Source organism: Nodularia sp. LEGE 04288 (genome assembly GCF_963896525.1).
In the GTDB taxonomy this organism is placed as follows: Bacteria; Cyanobacteriota; Cyanobacteriia; order Cyanobacteriales; family Nostocaceae; genus Nodularia.
In genome coordinates this window covers 14,810-36,216 of sequence record NZ_CAWQOY010000124.1, presented here as the reverse complement: position 1 = coordinate 36,216, position 21,407 = coordinate 14,810, and the positions used below count along the sequence as shown (strand labels likewise).

General features: G+C 42.0%; 23 protein-coding genes and 2 tRNA genes. 21 read left to right on the top strand and 4 right to left on the bottom strand.

Going from position 1 to position 21,407, the window contains the following annotated elements; all coding sequences use genetic code 11:
• Positions 1-33: 33 nt before the first annotated feature.
• The 6 genes from ruvX (at position 34) to AACX33_RS16205 (ending at position 5,140) form a co-directional block, all read left to right on the top strand.
• Entirely contained in the window at positions 34-510 is a 477-nt protein-coding gene (gene ruvX / locus AACX33_RS16230) for a Holliday junction resolvase RuvX (protein ID WP_193998618.1), read from the top strand.
• A 141-nt stretch (positions 511-651) separates the two neighbouring features.
• Positions 652-1,224 (top strand): DUF3727 domain-containing protein, encoded by a 573-nt coding sequence (locus tag AACX33_RS16225; protein ID WP_193998619.1) that lies wholly within the window; start codon positions 652-654, stop codon positions 1,222-1,224.
• Positions 1,225-1,390: 166 nt separating this feature from the next.
• Positions 1,391-1,930 carry a YqeG family HAD IIIA-type phosphatase gene (locus tag AACX33_RS16220; protein WP_193998620.1) on the top strand — a complete coding sequence of 180 codons (540 nt, stop codon included), beginning with the start codon at positions 1,391-1,393 and terminating at the stop codon, positions 1,928-1,930.
• A 492-nt stretch (positions 1,931-2,422) separates the two neighbouring features.
• A complete protein-coding gene (gene proB / locus AACX33_RS16215) occupies positions 2,423-3,532 on the top strand; it encodes a glutamate 5-kinase (protein WP_193998621.1) in 1,110 nt (369 codons plus the stop codon).
• 213 nt (positions 3,533-3,745) lie between these two features.
• Positions 3,746-3,830: transfer RNA gene (locus tag AACX33_RS16210), tRNA-Ser, on the top strand.
• Between the two features lie 128 nt (positions 3,831-3,958).
• Positions 3,959-5,140: a CapA family protein gene (locus AACX33_RS16205; RefSeq protein ID WP_193998622.1), complete on the top strand. Its 1,182-nt coding sequence runs from the start codon at positions 3,959-3,961 to the stop codon at positions 5,138-5,140.
• Between the two features lie 269 nt (positions 5,141-5,409).
• On the opposite strand, the gene leuD is transcribed toward AACX33_RS16205, so the two are convergent.
• A complete protein-coding gene (gene leuD / locus AACX33_RS16200) occupies positions 5,410-6,018 on the bottom strand; it encodes a 3-isopropylmalate dehydratase small subunit (protein WP_193998623.1) in 609 nt (202 codons plus the stop codon).
• 192 nt (positions 6,019-6,210) lie between these two features.
• On the bottom strand, positions 6,211-7,614 hold the full coding sequence (leuC, locus tag AACX33_RS16195) for a 3-isopropylmalate dehydratase large subunit (protein WP_193998624.1): 1,404 nt from the start codon (positions 7,612-7,614) through the stop codon (positions 6,211-6,213).
• A 142-nt stretch (positions 7,615-7,756) separates the two neighbouring features.
• Here leuC and AACX33_RS16190 point away from each other — a divergent pair, with 142 nt between their 5' ends.
• The 3 genes from AACX33_RS16190 to AACX33_RS16180 all read left to right on the top strand — a co-directional run bounded on the left by AACX33_RS16190 (position 7,757) and on the right by AACX33_RS16180 (position 9,414).
• Positions 7,757-7,981 carry a ribbon-helix-helix domain-containing protein gene (locus AACX33_RS16190; RefSeq protein ID WP_193998625.1) on the top strand — a complete coding sequence of 75 codons (225 nt, stop codon included), beginning with the start codon at positions 7,757-7,759 and terminating at the stop codon, positions 7,979-7,981.
• A complete protein-coding gene (locus tag AACX33_RS16185; RefSeq protein WP_193998626.1) occupies positions 7,968-8,306 on the top strand; it encodes a type II toxin-antitoxin system PemK/MazF family toxin in 339 nt (112 codons plus the stop codon). The genes AACX33_RS16190 and AACX33_RS16185 overlap by 14 nt, the downstream gene beginning before the upstream one ends.
• Before the next feature lie 127 nt (positions 8,307-8,433).
• Entirely contained in the window at positions 8,434-9,414 is a 981-nt protein-coding gene (locus AACX33_RS16180; RefSeq protein ID WP_193998627.1) for an AlbA family DNA-binding domain-containing protein, read from the top strand.
• Positions 9,415-9,519: 105 nt separating this feature from the next.
• On the opposite strand, the gene AACX33_RS16175 is transcribed toward AACX33_RS16180, so the two are convergent.
• Positions 9,520-9,592 (bottom strand) — tRNA-Val (locus tag AACX33_RS16175).
• Positions 9,593-9,716: 124 nt separating this feature from the next.
• Between AACX33_RS16175 and AACX33_RS16170 the strand changes: the two genes are divergently transcribed.
• The 3 genes from AACX33_RS16170 (at position 9,717) to AACX33_RS16160 (ending at position 11,394) form a co-directional block, all read left to right on the top strand.
• On the top strand, positions 9,717-10,298 hold the full coding sequence (locus tag AACX33_RS16170; RefSeq protein ID WP_193998628.1) for a metal-binding protein: 582 nt from the start codon (positions 9,717-9,719) through the stop codon (positions 10,296-10,298).
• Positions 10,299-10,377: 79 nt separating this feature from the next.
• The gene (mazG, locus tag AACX33_RS16165) at positions 10,378-11,184 is read left to right on the top strand and encodes a nucleoside triphosphate pyrophosphohydrolase (RefSeq protein ID WP_193998629.1); all 807 of its coding nucleotides are present in this window, start codon (positions 10,378-10,380) and stop codon (positions 11,182-11,184) included.
• A 30-nt stretch (positions 11,185-11,214) separates the two neighbouring features.
• Complete coding sequence (locus AACX33_RS16160; RefSeq protein WP_193998630.1) at positions 11,215-11,394, top strand: hypothetical protein; 180 nt, start codon at positions 11,215-11,217, stop codon at positions 11,392-11,394.
• A gap of 128 nt (positions 11,395-11,522) precedes the next feature.
• On the opposite strand, the gene AACX33_RS16155 is transcribed toward AACX33_RS16160, so the two are convergent.
• A complete protein-coding gene (locus AACX33_RS16155) occupies positions 11,523-13,511 on the bottom strand; it encodes a zinc metalloprotease HtpX (protein ID WP_193998631.1) in 1,989 nt (662 codons plus the stop codon).
• 192 nt (positions 13,512-13,703) lie between these two features.
• On the opposite strand from AACX33_RS16155, the gene AACX33_RS16150 reads away from it, so the two are divergent.
• The 9 genes from AACX33_RS16150 (at position 13,704) to AACX33_RS16110 (ending at position 21,397) form a co-directional block, all read left to right on the top strand.
• Entirely contained in the window at positions 13,704-15,011 is a 1,308-nt protein-coding gene (locus AACX33_RS16150) for a glutamate-5-semialdehyde dehydrogenase (RefSeq protein WP_193998632.1), read from the top strand.
• A gap of 132 nt (positions 15,012-15,143) precedes the next feature.
• Positions 15,144-16,043 carry a bestrophin family protein gene (locus tag AACX33_RS16145; RefSeq protein WP_193998633.1) on the top strand — a complete coding sequence of 300 codons (900 nt, stop codon included), beginning with the start codon at positions 15,144-15,146 and terminating at the stop codon, positions 16,041-16,043.
• Positions 16,044-16,180: 137 nt separating this feature from the next.
• Complete coding sequence (aroC, locus tag AACX33_RS16140; protein WP_193998634.1) at positions 16,181-17,269, top strand: chorismate synthase; 1,089 nt, start codon at positions 16,181-16,183, stop codon at positions 17,267-17,269.
• Between the two features lie 158 nt (positions 17,270-17,427).
• Entirely contained in the window at positions 17,428-18,522 is a 1,095-nt protein-coding gene (locus AACX33_RS16135) for an AAA family ATPase (RefSeq protein WP_193998635.1), read from the top strand.
• Positions 18,519-18,944 carry a DUF4276 family protein gene (locus tag AACX33_RS16130; protein ID WP_265338661.1) on the top strand — a complete coding sequence of 142 codons (426 nt, stop codon included), beginning with the start codon at positions 18,519-18,521 and terminating at the stop codon, positions 18,942-18,944. The genes AACX33_RS16135 and AACX33_RS16130 overlap by 4 nt, the downstream gene beginning before the upstream one ends.
• Positions 18,926-19,165: a DUF4276 family protein gene (locus tag AACX33_RS16125; protein WP_265338660.1), complete on the top strand. Its 240-nt coding sequence runs from the start codon at positions 18,926-18,928 to the stop codon at positions 19,163-19,165. Before AACX33_RS16130 ends, AACX33_RS16125 begins: the two co-directional genes overlap by 19 nt.
• A gap of 128 nt (positions 19,166-19,293) precedes the next feature.
• Positions 19,294-19,548: a SemiSWEET transporter gene (locus AACX33_RS16120; protein ID WP_193998636.1), complete on the top strand. Its 255-nt coding sequence runs from the start codon at positions 19,294-19,296 to the stop codon at positions 19,546-19,548.
• Between the two features lie 21 nt (positions 19,549-19,569).
• A complete protein-coding gene (locus AACX33_RS16115; RefSeq protein ID WP_193998637.1) occupies positions 19,570-21,225 on the top strand; it encodes a radical SAM protein in 1,656 nt (551 codons plus the stop codon).
• A complete protein-coding gene (locus tag AACX33_RS16110) occupies positions 21,209-21,397 on the top strand; it encodes a CPXCG motif-containing cysteine-rich protein (RefSeq protein ID WP_193998638.1) in 189 nt (62 codons plus the stop codon). Before AACX33_RS16115 ends, AACX33_RS16110 begins: the two co-directional genes overlap by 17 nt.
• Positions 21,398-21,407: the final 10 nt, after the last annotated feature.

The following is a 21,407-nucleotide window of genomic DNA, read 5'->3' as shown; positions in this document are numbered from 1 at the left end:
ATCTAAAATCTAAAATCTAAAATCCAAAATTCTATGACACCCCCAGAGCAGCCACAGCCGTTTATTTCAGCATTGGGTTTAGATTTCGGTCGCAAGCGGATGGGTGTAGCGGGGTGCGATGGTACGGGTTTAATTGCTACAGGACTAACCACGATTGAGCGTACATCCTTTGAGCGAGATGTCCAGCAAATCCGCAACTTAGTCAATGAGCGTCAGGTGCAAGTTCTGGTGATTGGTTTACCTTACTCAATGGATGGGACTCTCGGATTCCAGGCGCGTCAAGTGCAGAAATTTGCCAAAAAACTGGCGAAGGCATTGCAATTGCCTGTGGAATATGTAGATGAGCGATTAACTTCTTTTCAAGCAGAGCAACTGTTAATAGCTGAAAATCGCTCCCCATCACGCCATAAAGGTTTAATTGACCGGAAGGCAGCATCGATCATTTTGCAACAATGGCTGGACACTAGGCGCGCCAACTTCTCTAAATCGGTGCTAGCCTTAAAGTATTGATACCTTTTTACATGATATTCTGAAAGCTAATCACCAACACTTGTATCGAGTTCGGAAGCTATTGTTTTGACTAAATTGGTCATTAAACAGCCAAGAAATTTGTACATATGCTGGTATTTATTAAAGTTTCACACTCCGGCTATGTTCCCCTCTCCATTTCCTGAAGAAAATGATCATGCTCATGCAGGTTCCATCACTCTGACCGATGATACAGGGCGAACCCTCGAATGTTATGTTGAACATTCGCTTTCGGTAGATGGACAAGAATATGTTTTACTGCTTCCTGTAGACTCACCCATAGAAATTTTTGCTTGGCAAGGTGACGAAGAAGAAGAAGAGGCGGTTTTGGTAGATGATGATGCTGTCATTAACCAAATTTTTGCCACGGCTCAAGCTGTGTTAGCTGAACAAAATTTGATCGTCAAAAATACTGCGTATGCTCTGACAGTGGCGGGTGATTTACCAGCAGTGGAAGAGTCAGAACTTTTCACCTTAGAAATCGAAGATGAAGAGGCAGATTTGGAGCCTGAGCAATTGCAGCTACTAGCTAGCTTCTATGATACAGATCAAGAATACGCAGTTTATACACCACTCGATCCTCTGCTGTTTTTTGCCCGGATTTCAAACACCGGCCAACCTGAACTACTTTCCCCAGAGGAATTTAAGAAAGTACAACCACTGTTAGAAGAGCAACTTTTTAACGAAGTCGAATAAATTCAAAATTAAAATGTTATGCTTCTAGATTTTTAATCGCGGATTTTTCAATCAAGCATCCATCTATAGCAATCCTATTTGATATGCAAATCCCCTAGTCTTTAGGTTTGGAGAAGTCAATTAGGACTGCTATATAATTTTTATTATTAAGTCGTTAAATTTGACTATGACCTGGAACAAGCTCTTACAACCTGACTTGATTTTAGAAGGTTCTATATTAAACCTGACACCCGAAATCATTCAACAATACGGGCTGAAGGGTCTGGTATTGGATGTGGATGAAACACTAGTACCGTTTACAGTGGGGCTAGCTTCCCCAGAATTGCAACAGTGGGTAGAGCAAGTTCGGACTTGTACAGATTTGTGTTTGGTAAGTAATAATCTCAGTGAAACCCGCATTGGTGGAATCGCGCGATCGCTAAATTTGCCCTATTATTTAGGCGCAGCCAAGCCATCACGACGGAAAATTAGAGCCGCACTCACAGCGATGAATCTCCCAGCAAACCAAGTCGGAATGGTAGGCGATCGCTTGTTTACCGATGTCATAGCGGGTAATCGTCTAGGAATGTTCACCGTTTTGGTAGAACCGATTGTCCATCCTGATGCAGCCCTGCGCTCTCATCCTATCCGCAATTTTGAAGTTTGGTTCTCGGAAATCTTGGGAGCCACTATTACTCCTAAAGAAACGAAAATTCACAAAACTTGATAAATCATCACCAAAGTAAATATAAAGAAAACATTAAGAAATGTATCTAGGTGACAAAAATCGGGGATTATTATTATTGATAATATGGGGTCAGCCCAATAAAGACCCTAGTTCATAAAAGATAAAAATAAACCCGTAGAGCGTCGGCCTTCACATATAGAAGGATCGGCGCTTTACAAATTTTTACGTTCGGTTAGTTGTTGACGATTACCACAATCTAACACCCCACTCCGCAAGCGAGGCTATCATGTTGTACACACAAGTCCTTCCTGTCTGCGTTTGAGCCTGTTTTGCCCCCTAAATCCCCCAAGTTTGGGGGACTTGGAAAATTCTTGTTCCCCCATAATTGGGGGTTAGGGGGCGATTCTATCACTTGTGTGTAAACCGTAGCCGCAAGCGAGGAGGGGAGAGAAGAAACAAAGTATAGAGGTTTCATCAGTCATCCAACGAACATGATATGACTAATGACTAATGACTAATGACTAATGACTAATGACTAAGACAATTGTTGTCAAAATTGGTACTTCTAGCCTCACCCAACCAGAAACCGGACAGCTAGCCCTTTCCACCATTGCCACCTTAGCAGAAACACTTTGTGATTTAAGGCAGCAAGGGCATCGGGTGATTTTAGTTTCCTCTGGTGCTGTGGGAGTGGGTTGTGCCAGGTTAGGCTTAACTGAACGCCCCAAAGCGATCGCTCTCAAACAAGCAGTAGCAGCAGTGGGACAAGGACGGTTAATGCGGATATATGATGATTTATTTACTACATTAAATCAGCCAATTGCTCAAGTGTTACTGACTCGTAGCGACTTGGTACAGCGTAGCCGCTATCTCAATGCTTACAACACTTTTCGGGAACTACTGGGACTGGGAGTAATTCCGGTAGTCAATGAAAATGATACGGTGGCAGTGGACGAACTGAAATTTGGCGATAATGATACCCTTTCGGCATTGGTTGCGAGTTTAGTAGAAGCAGATTGGTTATTTATTCTCACCGATGTAGACAAGCTATATTCCGCCGATCCCCGTTCCGTACCCGATGCACAGCCGATCTCTTTGGTAAGTAGCCTCAAAGAATTGGCAGAATTACAAGTGGAAACCACCTCTCCAGGTTCTCAATGGGGTACTGGTGGGATGTCAACTAAAATTTCTGCGGCGAGAATTGCCATTGCGGCGGGAGTTCGTACCGTGATTACCCAAGGACGATTTCCGCAGAATATCCAGAAAATTATCGCAGGGGAACCGCTAGGGACTCACTTTCAACCACAGCCGGAACCAACTTCGGCGCGTAAACGTTGGATAGCTTATGGTCTAGTCCCGGCGGGAAAATTATACTTGGATACAGGGGCGATCGCGGCGATCGCTCAAGCCGGAAAATCATTATTGGCTGCGGGGATTAAATCAGTGTCAGGAGAGTTTGACGCTCAAGAAGCTGTACAGTTGTGCGACAACCAAGGAAACGAAATTGCCAGAGGACTTGTCAACTATAGCAGCGACGAACTACAAAAGATTCGTGGATGTCATTCCAGGGAAATTTTCACAATTTTGGGCTATGTAGGTGTAGAAACTGTGATTCATCGCGATAATTTAGTTCTGACTTAGAAATGCGGATGGAATAAAATTGACGCAATTCAAAAGCGGGGTGAGATTAAAAACCAAATTTTTATGTGATTTAATTCATATTCTTTAGCGATTAAATGACTATGAATGCTATAATAGGTAATAGTATGCAATCAGCTTTTGGGCAAAATAGCGGAAATAAATAATTAACCGCCGATCAGTCTAATAGCATTTACCTAATTTAAATACATATCTGGAGAGGTGTCCGAGTGGTTGATGGTGACGCACTCGAAATGCGTTTTGGGGAAACCCAACGGGGGTTCGAATCCCCCCCTCTCCGTTTTTATCTCTGGTATTTTTTGTCTGGGTTCAGGTTTATTCATTTAACTTTGTTCCCAGAATTACTCTATATATACAGAAATTACTGAGCTTTGGGCTAAACTAATGCCATTGTGCGAGGAGTAAACAATGGTAAATCAAAGACTGGTGCAATTACTGTCATTTGGTTTTATTAGTGGCTGTTTTTCTCTAGGTATTGGGATTGGAGTCTTCATTCGCTTTGGACAATTTCAAGTATCAGATGCGACCGCTCCATTGACTGAATCAGAGTTATATGTTTTTGCTGAACCAGAACCAACACCACCGCTAAAGGAAGCGGAAACTGTTTTAGATACCATTAGCATCAAAGCGGTTGGGGATATGATTCCGGGAACTAACTTCCCTGATGATAGATTGCCTCAGTCAGAAGCTCAATTGTTACCAAATCCTGTGAGAAAATACTTGCAAGGATCTGATATTTTGCTTGGTAACTTTGAAAGTACCTTCACTAACCATCCCTACAGTGCTAAAAATATCAGTCGGGGAAAAGTTTTTGCTTTTCGTTCTCCACCTATCTATGCCAAATTATTCGCTGAGGTGGGGTTTAATGTTTTCCATATAGCCAATAACCATGCAATGGACTTTGGACAAGTGGGTTTTGAGGATACAGTTAAAAACCTGACAAATGTGGGTATTGCTACATTAGGTCATAAAAATCAAATTCTGTATTTAGAAGCAAATAAGATGGCGATCGCCATAATTGGTTTTGCTCCCTATAATATGTATAATTCTATTCATAATTTGCCAGCAGCCCAAGCCCTTGTCACTGAAGCTAAAAAGAATGCTCACATTGTAGTTGTATCTATGCACGGTGGAGCGGAAGGAACCGCAGCACTGCACGTTAGAAATAAAACAGAGTTTTTTTACGGAGAAAACCGAGGTAATTCCATCAAGTTTGCTCGCACAGTCATAGATGCAGGCGCAGATTTAGTGCTAGGACATGGCCCTCACGTTCCCAGAGCAATGGAAATGTATAAGGGTAAATTAATTGCTTATTCTTTGGGTAACTTTCTCGGATATCGGACTTTATCCACAAAGGCTGAAACTGCATACTCAATGATATTAGAAGTGAAGCTCAATTCCCTGGGTGATTTGGTTGCGGGTCGGATTATCCCTGTACATTTAAATAGTCAGGGAATACCTGAAATTGATCAGCTTTTTCGGACTGTGGGACTGCTGCGTGATTTAAATAAAAATAATCACCTTGTCGAGCCAATACAAATTAACGATCAGGGGGAAATTGTTTTGCTGAAGAATGATCCAGATATTTAATAGCACTCTCAGATAAATTAACATGAAGCTGCATGGAATAAAATATCAAGAATAATTGAACGCAGATGGACACAGATGGACGCAGATGAAGATGGATTAATCAAGAAATTTCAGGATTATGTGCAGCCTCACATAAATTGGTATTAGATAAATCTAGGCGTTAAAATTGGCGAAAAATTCTAATTCCAGGTGCGTTAGCCTACTGCATAACACACCCTTCGTTAAATACATCCTTTCTAACGTCGATGGAATTGTCCGCGCCGACTAACTTAACTCGCGGCTAATTTACCCCAACTCACATAAGGCAGTTTAGCAGCCGTTGCTCGAACTTCCTCAGCATTAGCGACTAACTGACCGCAAGCATCCCATGTACCAGCAATAAAAGTGCTGCGAGTCCCTTCATTCATGGCAACTTTGGCAGTATAATCACCGATTTGCACTTCTAAGGTTTCCAAGTTCACTGTCATGCTGGCTTGGGCATTGGTAGCGACAAGTGTTTGCAGTTTTTTGACTGTAGCTGCATCGGCTGTCAAGCAAGGTATGCCCATTGCTACACAGTTACCAAAAAAGATTTCGGCGAAACTTTCACCGATTAAAGCTTTAATTCCCCATTTAGCGATCGCCTGGGGTGCGTGTTCTCTTGATGAACCACAGCCAAAGTTACGGTTAACTATTAAAACGTTTGCCCCTTGGTACTGGGATTGGTCAAAGGGATGTTCGCCTTTTAATGCTGTGCGGTCATCGATAAATACGCCTTCGCCTAATCCATCAAAGGTGATGGCTTTCAAATAACGGGCGGGAATAATTCTGTCTGTGTCTATATCATCCCCGATAAGGATTATACCGCGCCCTGAGATTTTTTTAACTTCACTGACCATAAATTTTAATTTTGACTCGATTTTTGACAACAATCTGGTTGGAAAAGATTTTTATCCACAGACATATCAACGTACACAGATGAGTTCTAATTTACACAAGGGCGGGCAAGACTTGTACTGAGCTTGTCGTTCGCGTAGCGTGGCGTTAGCCATAGTATGCCCACCCCACAAGATATATCTGTGGTTTTCTTTTTATAGCAACTCGCGCACGTCTGAGATTTCGCCGCGGATAGCCGCAGTCGCTACCATCGCCGGACTCATGAGTAATGTGCGCCCAGAAGAGGAACCTTGTCTACCTTTAAAGTTGCGGTTAGAAGAAGAAGCGCTGATTTGTCTACCTTGGAGTTTATCGGGGTTCATGGCTAAACACATAGAACATCCGGGTTCACGCCACTCAAAACCCGCTGCTTCAAAGATTTTGTGCAGTCCTTCGGCTTCGGCTTCTTCTTTCACCCGTTCCGAACCAGGGACAACAAAGGCTTTGACTCCCTCAGCAACGTGGCGACCTTGAGCAATTTTTGCCGCTTCTCGCAAATCGCTGATTCTGCCGTTGGTGCAACTCCCAATAAAGCAGACATCAATTTTAGTGCCTTTTATCGGTTGACCGGGAAACAAATCCATGTATTGATAAGCTTCTTCCGCAATAAATCGGTCTTCTTCTAGCAATTCTTCGGGCTTGGGGATAAATTGGTTTACGCCGATACCTTGACCGGGTGTAATTCCCCAAGTGACTGTGGGGGAAATATCCGCCGCGTCGAAGACTACAATATCATCGTATTCGGCATCAGCATCACTTTTGATGGATTCCCACCAAGCCACGGCTTTGTCCCATTCTGCACCTTTGGGGGCGAAGTCTCTACCTTTTAAGTAATCATAGGTGACTTGATCCGGGTTGACATAACCGCATCTTGCGCCACCTTCAATAGCCATGTTGCAAACGGTCATCCGTTCTTCCATGTTCATTTGCTCAAAGGTGGTTCCTGCATATTCATAGGCATAACCTACGCCACCTTTTACACCTAATGTCCGAATGATGTGCAGGATCACATCTTTGGCGTACACACCAGGGTTTAAAGTCCCGTTAACTTCTATTTTGCGGACTTTGAGTTTCGATAAAGCCAGGGTTTGAGAGGCGAGAACGTCCCGCACTTGGCTAGTACCAATCCCAAATGCGATCGCACCGAATGCGCCGTGGCTAGATGTGTGGCTATCTCCACAAGCGATCGTCATTCCTGGCTGAGTCAGTCCTTGTTCTGGGGCGATGACGTGGACTATCCCTTGATTACCAGAACCGATGTTATGAAAGGTAATATTATTTTCTTGACAGTTTTGTTCTAAAGCCTGGATCATATCTTCCGCCATGCGATCGCTAAATGGCCGGGCTTGATTTTCAGTCGGGACGATGTGATCGACTGTGGCTATAGTTCGTTCTGGAAACAGCATCTTCAAACCCCTTTCCCGCAACATGGCAAAGGCTTGGGGACTGGTGACTTCGTGAATCAGGTGAAGCCCGATAAATAGTTGCGTCAGCCCTGAAGGAAGTGTTCCAACGGTGTGTAAGTTCCAAACTTTATCAAACAGGGTGCCTTTGCTCATACGAAAATCGTTATTTCACGAATCAGGAATACTATCGTATCAAAAAAGTGTCCGGCTTTTGCTGTTTTACGTTAAATGTACGGCTTCCTACTATTTAGGCTAAGATAAAGTAGGAAAAATTAAATTACCTTTTGGTAATACCATGCAAGCTGAAAAACTTTCTATTTCCTTACCAGCGTCTTTGGTGCAGTTTGTGGAGAATTACAAAGTTACTAAAGGGTGTAAATCTCGTTCTCAAGTGATTGAGTTAGCAATAGAGTTACTGCGATATCAAGAGTTAGAACAAGCTTACCGCGAAGCAGCGGCAGAATTTAACCCAGAATGGGATGTCACCGTCGGGGATGGACTGACAGATGAAACGTGGTGAAATTTACTTTGCAAATCTCAGTCCCGCAGTCGGTTCAGAAATGGATAAACGCCGTCCTGTACTCATTGTCAGCAATGACGCTAATAATAATGCTTCAAATACGGTGACGATTGTACCAATTACATCTAATATAAATCGTGTGTATCCTTTTGAAGTGTTGTTAAATCCAGAAGATTCTGGTTTATCCAAGCCTTCAAAAGTACAAGCGCAACAGGTACGCACGATTTCTAAACAGCGCATTTTGGGAGATATGGTAGGCTGTTTGAGTCAAGATTTCATAGAATTAGTTGATGCTGCTCTCAAGTTGCATTTAGGTCTGGAGTAGGATTTAAAGTATTTTTAATGGGTTTGGGCTTTTATCTGCTGTCTTTAGCCAAAGTTATAATGTGGCATGGCTTAGTAGTATAAATGATGAATATCTTTCATTCAATTACTGTTTTTTCAGGTAGAAAATGACGACACAACTCAAAGAATGGTCTGAAGAAACGATTTTTTCTATGATTAAAGATGGCGTTCAGGAAAACCTTGAACTTGATTATAAAGAATGCGGTTCACTCTTCCCACTTACTGATAAAAAGAAAACAGAACTTAGTAAAGATGTCTCATCTTTTGCCAACTCTGCTGGAGGTATAATTATTTATGGTGTAAAAGAAAAGGATCATCTTATTACTGAAATTGATACAGGATTTGATCCTAATAACTTATCTAAAGAGAGATTAGAACAGATTATAAATTCAAACATTCATCCTCGTATAAACGGACTTATCATTAAGCAAATAGAACTGCGTACTTCTAATCCTGGTCATATATTGTATGTAATTTCAATTCCTCAAGCTACAACAAGAGCGCCTCATCAAGCTGCCGATAAGAGATATTACAAACGTTTCAATTTTGCATCAATCGCGATGGAGGATTATGAAATCAGAGATATTCTCCATAGAGCAACAACGCCTGATCTAAACTTTGTTTTTTCTCTTGGTGGTCAGCATACTGTCCCAATTCAATTTCATCAGGATCACCTATTCAGTGAAGAAATAGATTTAATTATTAGCGTAGAGAATAGAGCAGAAGAACCTGCATCTTATGCTGTGATGGATGTCTTTATAGATTCAGCTCTCAAGTTGCAGAACTGTGATGATTTAAAAAAGACAGATAATTTATTGATTTATTTAAAAGATGATGAAACAATTTCTGTTACACATCTTAGTCAAAACTGGGCTATTCCCGCAATGTTACCTATATTCAAGGGGACTAATTTTAGAATTACAGATAGACCCATCAAACTTACTATTCCAATGGAAGATGCTGATTCAGAAAAAGAGTATATCTGTATATGGCGAATTAGATCACCTGGAATGATTAATCATGGTAGTTTTACATTTGTCCTCAATAAAAATTGCTTGACAGTAAGTAATGCTGACAAGATGCAGTGATCGCTCAATTATTAAATCTCAAAACCAGGCTGAAAGGCTAGATTAAATTCATAACTTATGCAAAAAAAATCCCCAATTCGCGAACTGAGGATTTTTTCTTTTAGATGGGTAGTACCAGACTCGAACTGATGACATCCTGCTTGTAAGGCAGGCGCTCTACCAACTGAGCTAACCACCCGTTTTCTCTTACAGTAAACCAATATAGCAAAGTATTTCTAATCGCGCAAGCCCTTTGGGAAAAGTTTTTTTTCACGTACAATAATAACTCAGTAATCCTTTGTACACAGGCGATCAACTGACTTATGCCCTCTGGTGGAACGCACGATCGCATCACTTTATATTCTCTGCCTGTAATCGCCGGTGTGACTTTATGGCAAACTCGCAGCAGCAATTTAACTTTGTTGGTTGCTAGTGGGTTTATGTTTAGCGGTCTGATGTTCGGCCCGGATTTGGATATTTACTCGCGTCAGTTCCAACGCTGGGGCTTTTTGCGCTGTATTTGGCGACCTTATCAAAAAAAGCTGCGCCATCGTTCTGTTTTTTCTCACGGGCCGATTATTGGGACAATTATCCGGGTGATTTATCTGGGGTGTTTCCTGGCGCTGGTGGCGATCGCATTTTTGCTAGTGGGGGAAATGCTGGGGATTTTGGCGGTGACTTGGCAGGATTTGAGTCGGGCTTTGGGGCGATCGCTTGTGGTTTATACTACTGAATATTTGGCTCTGTTTTTGGGGTTGGAACTCGGTGCGATGAGTCATTCTCTCAGCGATTGGGGGGGTTCGGCTTATAAGCGGGTGCAGAAGCAGGGGGTGCGGAGTTTGTTTGCTGGGAAGAAGGGGAGGAGGAGGAAGGGAGGAGTTAAACGCAGAGGTACGCTAAGGTAAGCACACAAGTACGCGGTGAACCAGCGCTGCGGGAGGGTTTCCCTCAGTAGGCCACTGGTGAACCCGAAGGGAGGTTTTTATGGATCAGAGTTTGGCGGCGTTGCAAGAGTTGATTGAGGTAGTGGCGAAATTGCGATCGCCTGATGGGGGTTGTCCTTGGGATTTGGCACAAACTCCTGAAAGTCTGATTCCTTATGTGATTGAGGAGGCTTATGAGGTGGTTGATGCCATTCGTGAGGGGGATCAGCAGGGGATTAAGGAGGAGTTGGGGGATTTACTTTTACAGGTGGTTCTGCAAGCCCAAATTGCTGGGGAATCAGGGAATTTTGGGTTGGAGGAGGTTGTCAGGGGAATTTCCCAAAAGTTGATTCGTCGTCATCCCCATGTGTTTGGTAATGTGTCTGTGGAAGGTGTGGATGAGGTGCGGCAAAATTGGGAGGCGATTAAGGCACAGGAGAAGGGGGAAGTTCCAGAGAAGCATCAATTTAGCGCTAAACTGGCTCGTTATTATCGGACTCTTCCCCCGTTGATGGCGGCAATGAAGATTTCTGAAAATGCTGCGGCTGTGGGGTTTGAGTGGGAAAATGTTGATGGGGTTTGGGCGAAGTTTCATGAGGAGTTGGGCGAGTTCCAACAGGCTTTGGCTGAGGAAACACCAGAACGTCAACAAGCGGAGTTAGGAGATTTATTATTTGCAGTTATACAATTGGCGCGTTGGCATAATTGTGACCCTAGTGCAGCGTTACAGGGGACAAATCAGCGCTTTGTGCAGAGATTGCAAAAAATAGAGGCGGTTGTTGATCGCCCCCTTTCTGATTACAGTTTGGATGAGTTTGAGACTCTTTGGCAGGAGGCAAAAGCCCAAATTGCCAAAGAGCAGTCATAATTTATAGTTTTATTGTAACAGTCTTGACTTGTGTGTATTGTTGTAGTCCATATTCGCCGAGTTCTCGACCCATACCGGGCTGTGTCACAATTTACCCAGACTGTACCCGCCCGGACATCAGCAAAGACTGTGGGTGGAATCAAGAAACTGCGATCGCCTAGTACCGCCGTGAAGTCAAAAGTCAAAAGTCAAAAGTCAAAAAGCTTATAAAATGGGCTTTTCATGGATTTTGAATGGTCTGTTGATTTCCGCCGTGTTGTACTAGTTAATTTTTTGAGTTCCACCGCAAGCATAGCGCCTCCTGTTAATTTAAAGCTGGGATGAGAAATGCTCAGAGTCTAGTAACTCAAAAATATAGTCAGGAATATTCCCAGGATCATCGACGCACCGCCCAGGATTAATGCCCAAAAACGATGGTAACTATTGACAATTGTGCCATTTTCACTTTTAAGTTGGACGAGATCCATCCAAGGTGCTATACCTCGGCGGAACCAACCGACAGCCCCAACTTGTTCACCAATTAAGCTTTGCACTCGCTTCATCCCAAAGAAGAAGTTACCAATGGGGCCAAAGCGTGAGGAGTAACGCAGATAAAGCATACCGCTACGGTCTTGGATTTTTAAATCGGAACCAAATTTATAACCAGCGTCGCCACGACCAATTAGTTGACCTGCCAATTTTGCGGGTTGTCCGCGTAAAGGACTAGCATAGGGATCTGACATCAAGGTGAGAAGGTCAGTGGCTGGTGCTTGCTGGTAGTCGGGGAACATCACAAAGGTTTTAATCAGTATTCCTAAGCCTATACCGATGAATGGCGCACCCAGTATTAAACCTGGATTGGCAGAACTTGACCAGGAAATGATACCAATTACCAGGCCAGCTAAGAAACCAATGATTTCAGCCAGGTATAAAGCTATGTCTGCCAAGAAGTTACCGTAAAGCTTCTTCTTATTCAGAGTTTTGCCTTCTCCGATGACTCTTCCCATGTCGAACTCGATTGGTAAACCTAACTGTTCAGCATAGGTACTCAGCGCCCGGACGCGTTTACCTGTCAAGGGGTGAGTGGAATTTAACTCCATCCACCAAGCCCAAGGGTTAAACATATCCCACAAAAAGACGCGACCAATTTTTTGGGTGTCAGATGCAACTCGATAGGCGGTTCCTGTGGAAGTTGCGGCTTTATGGTCATAAATACCCAAAGCACGAGTACCTTCAATCAAACGACTGGGTTCAGGCGATCGCGCTCCTTCTTCTACAATTCCATAGGCAATCTTCACCAAAGCACGGGATAATCCATTGGGGTTCCCTGTGGTTTCGGCGGCGAAGTGGTCGGCAAAATATTCTCTGGTACGGGAGAGATACAGTAATAAATAAGTGCCGATTAGATAAAACACGTAAGCAAGGGAAGCAGCATATTGCAAAGAATTTTGGACGATGTTATCCCCACCACGACCCCATCTATTACCTGTAGTGTAAATTAGGTAGCAAATCTGCACCAAGGTAGAAGCTACTGTCATCACGGCAAAATCCCAATGGACGATGTGTCCTAATTCATGGGCGTAGACTGTAGCAATTTCTTCATCATCCAGGTAAGTAAAAAGTCCCTGACTGACCACTAAGCGAGCGCTATTAGGTAAGGAACCATAGGTAAAAGCTGTGGGGTTTTGGTCGTTAATGATTCCCAATCGGGGAATTTTCAGATTTTTATCCTTGCAGATTTGACGAATGATTTTAGCTGTCTCTGGGCTGAGGCTTTCAACTTCTGCTAATTCTACCCAGCGCCTCTGGTAAAGCCAGCTTTGGGTTAAGTCCATGAACCAGGGAGACAGGAAAAAGGCAGCGATATTGAAAATTAAGGTAATGGTGATCGCGAAGAATAACCCTTGGAGTGGATTATCACTACCCAAAATAAATACTAAGTTCAAGCCTAATACCAACACCATCCCAAACATCAAGGTCATGGTGACAGCAGAAGCTAAAACTAAATTACCACCCACACCGCCCATCGCTAATTTGACACCAGCAGCAGCACGTCCAGCTTTTTGCGTGGTGTGAGGCTGGTTGACTGACTGTTGAGTAAAAGATTGGCTGGCTTTTTCTGCCCATTGACGCACCTTTGGGTTTTGACTCGTCGTTAACTTTTGACACAGAAGTTTCGCTTTTTCGATTTGGCCTGCACTTTTGTAGGCTTTCGTCAGCCACATCTGTGCTGAAAGATAATCAGAGGAATCGTGATCAACGCAATTACGGCTGAATTCTTCGAGTAATTCCACCGCTTCCTGATAACGTTTTTGTTGAAAGGCTTCTAATCCAGATTGCAATGACATAGTATCTCTTTGGCAAAGGAGTAGTCTTTTATTCATGAATACTCAATAGATCCAATCCCCGTCATCAGAATTACGGAAAAGTAATAAGTATAATATCGAGAATTTCACCCCCAGCCACTTTCCTGAGCAAGGAGAAGGGAGTTTTTGAAGTTCCTAAGATTGATAGGATGGGGAAAAGCTAAGTTTTGTGACATGACTATGATTCAAGATACTTCTGGTTTAATTGCGATCGCTCAAAAAACCCGCGCCTGTGCAAGTAAATTGGCACTTCTGGACACTGAAGCGAAAAATCTAGCCCTAGAAGCGATCGCCCAAGCTTTGGAATCAGCCAAGGATGAGATTTTGCAGGCAAATATGGCTGATTGTCAAGGCGCATCTGCGGAAGGTATTGCCAAACCACTGTATAAACGCTTGCAATTAGATGAACATAAATTAAGAGATGCGATCGCTGGAGTGCGAGACGTGGCTAAACTAGCCGATCCAGTGGGACAGGTGCAGATTCACCGCGAACTTGATACAGGTTTAGTTCTCAAACGCATAACTTGTCCTTTGGGCGTGTTGGGGATTATTTTTGAAGCCCGTCCCGAAGCAGCAATTCAAATTGTCTCACTGGCGATAAAATCAGGTAACGGTGTAATTCTCAAAGGTGGAAAAGAAGCGATTCGTTCTTGTGAAGCCATAGTTAAAGCCATTAAACAAGGACTTTCTCAGACTGCGGTGAACTCAGATGCAGTGCAGTTATTAACAACGAGAGAAGAAACTTTAGAACTTTTAAATTTAGATAAATATGTAGACTTAATTATTCCCAGAGGTTCCAATTCCTTTGTGCAGTTTGTCCAGGATAATACGCGCATTCCCGTATTAGGACACGCCGAGGGAATTTGTCATCTATATATAGATCAAGCGGCTGATATTGCCAAAGCCATTAAAGTTAGCGTAGATGCTAAAATTCAATATGCCGCAGCTTGTAATGCCATTGAAACTTTATTAATTCACAAATCCATAGCCGCAGACTTTTTACCAAAAATTGCCGAAGCTTTGCAACGAGTTGATGTAGAATTAAAAGGTGATTCCCGCACCTTAGAAATATTACCTGATATTGCCCAAGCCACAGCTACAGACTGGGAGACAGAATACAGCGATTTGATTTTAGCGATTAAAATAGTAGACTCAATAGAAGATGCGATCGCTCATATTAACGAATATGGTTCCCGTCATACAGAAGCCATTATTACAGAAGATTTAGCATCTGTAGAAACCTTCTTTGGACTCGTGAATGCAGCCGGAGTATTTCATAACTGTTCTACCCGCTTCGCCGATGGTTTCCGCTACGGATTTGGTGCAGAAGTAGGAATCAGCACCCAACAAATGCCTCCCCGTGGTCCAGTCGGTTTAGAAGGATTAATCACCTACAAATATCAAATGACTGGTGACGGTCATATTGTCGCCACATACACCGGAGAAAACGCCCAATCATTTACACATCAAGATTTAGGATAAAAACCCTCAAAAAAGCCACTCAAAAAAGCGTATAATTACACCATCACAGCAAATATTCACCTATATTTATCTGTGTGCATCTGTGGTTAATTACCTCTTCCATTGCAAAACGCCATAAATGTCAAAATTTAGATGATTGTTGCAAAACCAAATTGGTTACAAGTGGCTTTACAAATCAAAGGTTCAGTAGTTCCGGCAATTTTTCCCCGACTAATTTTGTGTAGTGGATTAGGATTTATCGTATCTGTAATTAACCACTACGGCTATAATTTACCACAACAAATTTTCAGCAGTGTAATTAGTAATGTAGCCTACAATCTTGTCTTAGGCTTATTAATGGTATTCCGCACAAATACCGCATATAGCAGATATTGGGAAGGTAGGCAAATCTGGGGAACTATAGTTATTAATAGTTTAAACTTAGGGAGAAAAATTCGGCTATTAATTCTAGAGAAAGAACTTCTTGATAGAGAAAAAAAAGCAGCAGCCGTAAAATTAATAAGTGCCTTTTCCATCGCTACAAAATTACAACTACGACGGTTACCCGTGAATAGCGAACTAGAAGCCTTACTCACACCATCACAATATTTAGAAATCAAAAATGCAAAAAGCCCACCCTTAAGAATTGCTTTATGGATTGGTGATTATCTCAAACAGCAGCAAAACCAAAATCGCCTCACAATATTTGAATTAATAGCCATGAACACCGCATTAGATAAAATGGTAGAAGGATTCATTGGTTGTGAACGTATTTTAACAACACCTGTCCCTTTAGCTTATTCAATATATTTGAAGCGAGTTTTATTAATATATTGTCTAATATTACCCTTACAACTTGTATATAATTTAAATTGGTGGACAGCCCCAATCGTTGCAGTCATCAGTTTTATTTTGCTAGGCGTAGAAGAAATTGCCAATCAAATAGAAAATCCCTTTGGAATCGAACCCAACGACTTACCAGTAGATCAAATTTGCAGCAAATTAGGCACAAACCTAGAAGACTTAATGAGTGCAGATTTAAATCTTGAATAATTTCTCAAACTTTCTCCTTCCCTCCTGGGCGTATTTTGCGTAATTGGCGGTTAGTTCTCAAAACCGAAAAACTTATCATTTTCTTAGGTGATAACTTTCGGTACAATACAAAAGCCTCACTCTTTTTTCTCAACATCATGGGCAATACTTTCGGACATCTATTTCGCATCACGACATTTGGCGAGTCCCACGGCGGCGGTGTGGGGGTAATAATTGATGGCTGTCCTCCCCAATTAGAAATTACAGCCGAAGAAATTCAAGTAGAACTAGACAGAAGACGACCGGGACAAAGCAAAATTACCACACCCCGCAAAGAAGCGGACACTTGCGAAATCCTCTCTGGAGTATTTGCAGGGAAAACCTTGGGAACACCCATAGCCATTATGGTGCGGAACAAAGACACCCGTCCCCAAGACTATGACGAGATGGCACAAACCTATCGCCCATCCCACGCCGATGCAACCTATGATGCTAAATATGGCATTCGCAACTGGCAAGGTGGTGGCAGATCCTCAGCCCGTGAGACAATTGGTAGAGTTGCAGCTGGTGCGATCGCTAAAAAAATCCTCCGACAAGTTGCTAATATTGAAATTATTGGTTACGTCAAGCGGATCAAAGACTTAGAAGGCGTAATTGATCCTAATACTGTCACCTTAGAACAAGTAGAAAGCAATATTGTGCGCTGTCCCGATGCGGAATGTTGCGATCGCATGATTGAATTAATAGAGGAAATTGGCAGACAAGGTAATTCCATCGGCGGTGTAGTGGAATGTGTCGCGCGGAACGTTCCCAAAGGTTTAGGCGAACCAGTATTTGATAAATTAGAAGCAGATATTGCCAAAGGTGTGATATCTCTCCCAGCTAGTAAAGGCTTTGAAATTGGTTCAGGTTTTGCTGGGACACTATTAACAGGAATTGAACATAACGACGAATTTTATATTGATGAAAACGGAGAGATTCGCACCGTCACAAACCGTTCTGGAGGCATTCAAGGGGGAATTTCCAACGGCGAAAATATAATTTTAAGAGTTGCATTTAAACCCACAGCCACAATTAGAAAAGAGCAAAAAACAGTTACTCAAGCCGGGGAAGAAACAGTATTAGCAGCCAAAGGAAGACATGATCCTTGTGTATTACCCCGTGCAGTCCCAATGGTTGAAGCGATGGTAGCTTTAGTATTGTGTGACCATTTATTACGCCATCATGGGCAGTGTCAGGTGTTGTAATTCATAATTTAAGGATGAGTAAAGAAACTGGTTATGAGCAAGATTTTCTGCTGTGGACGCAACAACAAGCTGAGTTGTTGAAAAATTGAGCAAATTCTTGACCCCAGTTTCTTCGTTTAACTGGAAGCATCTCTACAGAAAAATTAGGAGACTGTTTCATGACAAAATTGAGCAGTGAAAAGCAACTCTCAAGAATTATTTTAAAGGGTTTTAAATCCATCGCCGAATGTGACATCCAGCTTTCTGAACTCAATATACTTATTGGCTGTAATGGTGCTGGTAAATCTAACTTTATCGGCTTTTTTCGCATGGTGCAACAGATACTTGATGAACAGTTGCAACTTTTTGTAAGTCGCCAAGGTGGCCCAGATACAATCTTACATTTTGGTCGAAAAAAAACCAAACAACTAGAAATTGAGCTTTACTTTGGCAACAACGCATATTTTGCCACCTTTGAACCAACTCAAGATAATCGTCTCATGTTTTCCCAAGAGTCTTTTTGGTGGAAGATGGGCGGTGGGCGTAAAATCGGCAGTGGTCATTTTGAAACTAAAGCGTCAGAGGGTAATAAAACTCAAATTGACGACTACATATTACCTACTATGCGACAATGGCGTGTTTACCATTTCCATGATACCAGTGACACGGCTTATGTGAAGCAACCACATAGTATTAATGATAATATTTACCTGCGCCCAGATGGAAGTAATCTAGCCGCTTTTTTGTATTTATTAAAAGAGACTTATCCTGATTCTTATCAACGAATTATTAAAACAGTTAGACTGGTTGCTCCTTTTTTTGGCGATTTTTGTTTACGACCTTCTCCACAAAATAAGGAAGTAATAGAACTAGAATGGTTTGAGCAAAATCAAAATATTCCCTTCAAATCTCATCTTTTTTCTGATGGAACACTGCGTTTTATCTGTTTAGCAACGGTATTTTTACAACCGAGTTCTCTACAACCCGAAACGATTTTAGTTGATGAACCTGAGTTAGGTCTTCACCCTTATGCAATTACTGTATTGGCATCATTAATGCGTGCAATTTCCAGAGAAAAGCAAGTTATTGTTTCCACTCAATCAGTTGAACTATTAAATGAATTTGATGCTAAAGATGTAATTGTTGTGGATAGAGAAGATGGGAAATCATTACTTCGTAGATTAAAGGCAGATGATTTAGATGAGTGGTTGGAAGACTATAGTTTAGGAGAATTGTGGAAAAAGAACATCCTGGGAGGAAGACCTTCAAGATGATTCGAGTCAATGTTTTTGTGGAAGGACAGACAGAAGAAACTTTTGTCAGAGAATTGCTTTATGAGCATTTTCAGCGACAAAACATTTACCTCACTCCTATCCTGGTGCGAACTAGCTCAAGAGGGAAAGGTGGTATAGTCAGGTATGAAAAAATAAAACCGCAATTGCATCGAAAATGTCTTGAGGATAGTTCGGCATTCGTCACGACAATGTTTGATTTGTATGCCTTACCAAAAGACTTTCCTGGAAAAAATTCTCTGCCAAATACGAATGACCCATTTAAGAAAGCTGAATATCTGGAACAAGCAATGAGCGCAGATATTGGACAAAAAAATTTTATCCCCAATTTATTACTACATGAGTTTGAGGCACTTTTGTACAGCAATCCAACCGCCTTTAAGGGATGTTTTATCAAAGCATAGTAGACCAGCTACAGCGTGAGCGTGATTTGTTTCCTTCACCTGAACATATCAATGAAAGTCCGATGACAGCACCATCCAAAAGAATTATCAGTTGTTGCCCTAGATATGATAAACCATTACATGGATCTCTAATTGCCATAGATATAGGATTAGATATAATCCGTCAACAGTGTCAGCATTTTGATAAATGGTTAACGCATCTTGAAAACATTATATTGTAAACATATTTCTCTTTCCCTTGGCGCTCTTGGCGACTTCTCCCAAAGGGAGAGGCTAGCGCCAAGGCGGTTCGTTTAAAAAGTAATTTTAAAACTCAGATATAATTCCTATATATTACAACCTAACATATATGGAATTTATCACAATCTTAGGATTATGTGCAGCCACATTAACAACCAGCGCCTTCCTACCACAAATGTGGAAAACATGGCAAAGCAAATCAGCAAAAGATGTGTCTTACGTCATGCTGATTACATTTATGAGTGGTCTATTTTTATGGTTAATATATGGAATTTATTTAAAATCTTTACCAATTATTTTGGCTAACAGCTTCACCTTATTTTTCAACTTCATAATTCTATGGCTTAAAATTAAATATAGATAAACTTGCTTCTAATAAATACCTGTGACATCATCTCTATTTGCCTCTGAACGCCTTCTATTTACCCCCACAACCCCCAACACCGATGCTATCCCGCTAATTTTTGCCTTTCCCAACGAGTACACAGTGGGTATTACCAGCCTCGGCTATCAGGTGGTGTGGGCAACTTTAGCCATGCGTGAAGATGTGCAGGTGAGTCGTTTATTTACCGATATTCAGGAACAATTGCCCAGAAACCCGGAAATTGTAGGATTTTCTATTTCCTGGGAACTGGATTATGTAAATATTTTAAATTTACTGGAATCTTTAGACATTCCCATCAGGGCTACTTCCCGTAATGATTCCCATCCGATAATTTTTGGCGGTGGCCCTGTTCTCACTGCTAACCCTGAACCTTTTGCCGACTTTTTTGACATAGTTTTACTCGGAGATGGGGAAAATCTGCTACCTAATTTTATTGAGACTTACAAAGAAGTCAGAAACGCTTCTAGAGAAATTCAACTCAAAGCTTTGGCGCAAGTACCAGGAATTTATGTTCCTAGTTTGTATGCGGTGGAATATCAGGCAAAAGATGGTGAGTTAAAGTCAATTAAACCAATTTTCCCAGAAATTCCCCCAGTGGTGCAGAAGCAAACTTACCGAGGGAATATCCTATCTACATCTACTGTGGTGACGGAAAAAGCCGCATGGGAAAATATATATATGGTGGAAGTGGTGCGGAGTTGTCCCGAAATGTGCCGCTTCTGTATGGCGAGTTATCTGACTTTACCTTTTAGAACAGCCAGTTTGGAAGAGTCGTTAATTCCTGCTATTGAAAAAGGGTTAGCTGTTACAAATCGCTTGGGTTTATTGGGGGCTTCTGTAACTCAACATCCAGAGTTTGAGGCTTTGCTAGATTATATTAGTCAGCCCAAATACGATGATGTCCGTTTGAGTATAGCCTCAGTCCGAACCAATACGGTAACTGTGCAGCTTGCCGAAACTTTAGCGAAACGAGACACGCGATCGCTTACAATTGCAGTCGAGAGTGGTTCTGAAAAAGTCCGCCAAATCGTCAACAAAAAGCTGCATAATGATGAAATCATCCAAGCTGCCATCAATGCCAAGGCTGGAGGATTAAAAGGCTTGAAACTTTATGGTATGGCAGGTATCCCCGGTGAAGAACCAGAAGATTTAGAGCAAACTGTGGCAATGATGCGGAATATTAAAAAAGCTGCCCCAGGATTGCGGTTAACCTTTGGATGTAGTACATTTGTTCCCAAGGCACACACGCCATTTCAATGGTTTGGGGTAAATCGTCAAGCCGAAAAGCGGCTACAGATGCTGCAAAAACAGCTAAAACCCCAGGGGATAGAATTTCGCCCAGAAAGCTATAATTGGTCAATTATACAGGCTTTGATATCGAGAGGCGATCGCCGATTGTCCCAACTTCTAGAATTAACCCGTGAATTTGGCGATTCTTTAGGTAGCTACAAACGTGCTTTCAAACAACTCAAAGGGCAAATCCCCGACTTAGAGTATTACGTTCATAGCAACTGGTCAACAGAGCAAATCTTACCTTGGAATCACTTGCAAGGGCCGCTACCACAGTCTACACTATTGAAGCACTTGGCTGAAGCTACCAGTCATTTCAACTCAACCCCCAAAGAACTACAGCCATTAAATGCAAAATACTGCTGAGTACTACTGCGCTTATTGCGGCGAACAAAACTTAACTTTTATCGATTTGAGTGCTGGGTCACAACAATCTTATGTAGAAGATTGTCAAGTTTGCTGTAACCCGAATATTTTGTATGTGCGGATTGATGAAGATACCCTAGATATAGAAATTGAGACTGATTGTGAAGGCTAAATTTTAGGTT

Coding starts and splice junctions, on each gene's coding strand:
- AACX33_RS16120 (WP_193998636.1), top strand. CDS start 19,294: ATGGAATTTATCACAATCTTAGGATTATGTGCAGCCACATTAACAACC.
- AACX33_RS16190 (WP_193998625.1), top strand. CDS start 7,757: ATGCAAGCTGAAAAACTTTCTATTTCCTTACCAGCGTCTTTGGTGCAG.
- mazG (WP_193998629.1), top strand. CDS start 10,378: ATGGATCAGAGTTTGGCGGCGTTGCAAGAGTTGATTGAGGTAGTGGCG.
- AACX33_RS16205 (WP_193998622.1), top strand. CDS start 3,959: ATGGTAAATCAAAGACTGGTGCAATTACTGTCATTTGGTTTTATTAGT.
- AACX33_RS16225 (WP_193998619.1), top strand. CDS start 652: ATGTTCCCCTCTCCATTTCCTGAAGAAAATGATCATGCTCATGCAGGT.
- ruvX (WP_193998618.1), top strand. CDS start 34: ATGACACCCCCAGAGCAGCCACAGCCGTTTATTTCAGCATTGGGTTTA.
- leuD (WP_193998623.1), bottom strand. CDS start 6,018: ATGGTCAGTGAAGTTAAAAAAATCTCAGGGCGCGGTATAATCCTTATC.
- AACX33_RS16185 (WP_193998626.1), top strand. CDS start 7,968: ATGAAACGTGGTGAAATTTACTTTGCAAATCTCAGTCCCGCAGTCGGT.
- AACX33_RS16220 (WP_193998620.1), top strand. CDS start 1,391: ATGACCTGGAACAAGCTCTTACAACCTGACTTGATTTTAGAAGGTTCT.
- AACX33_RS16155 (WP_193998631.1), bottom strand. CDS start 13,511: ATGTCATTGCAATCTGGATTAGAAGCCTTTCAACAAAAACGTTATCAG.
- AACX33_RS16130 (WP_265338661.1), top strand. CDS start 18,519: ATGATTCGAGTCAATGTTTTTGTGGAAGGACAGACAGAAGAAACTTTT.
- proB (WP_193998621.1), top strand. CDS start 2,423: ATGACTAAGACAATTGTTGTCAAAATTGGTACTTCTAGCCTCACCCAA.
- AACX33_RS16125 (WP_265338660.1), top strand. CDS start 18,926: ATGTTTTATCAAAGCATAGTAGACCAGCTACAGCGTGAGCGTGATTTG.
- aroC (WP_193998634.1), top strand. CDS start 16,181: ATGGGCAATACTTTCGGACATCTATTTCGCATCACGACATTTGGCGAG.
- AACX33_RS16170 (WP_193998628.1), top strand. CDS start 9,717: ATGCCCTCTGGTGGAACGCACGATCGCATCACTTTATATTCTCTGCCT.
- AACX33_RS16110 (WP_193998638.1), top strand. CDS start 21,209: ATGCAAAATACTGCTGAGTACTACTGCGCTTATTGCGGCGAACAAAAC.
- AACX33_RS16150 (WP_193998632.1), top strand. CDS start 13,704: ATGACTATGATTCAAGATACTTCTGGTTTAATTGCGATCGCTCAAAAA.
- AACX33_RS16180 (WP_193998627.1), top strand. CDS start 8,434: ATGACGACACAACTCAAAGAATGGTCTGAAGAAACGATTTTTTCTATG.
- leuC (WP_193998624.1), bottom strand. CDS start 7,614: ATGAGCAAAGGCACCCTGTTTGATAAAGTTTGGAACTTACACACCGTT.
- AACX33_RS16145 (WP_193998633.1), top strand. CDS start 15,144: ATGATTGTTGCAAAACCAAATTGGTTACAAGTGGCTTTACAAATCAAA.
- AACX33_RS16135 (WP_193998635.1), top strand. CDS start 17,428: ATGACAAAATTGAGCAGTGAAAAGCAACTCTCAAGAATTATTTTAAAG.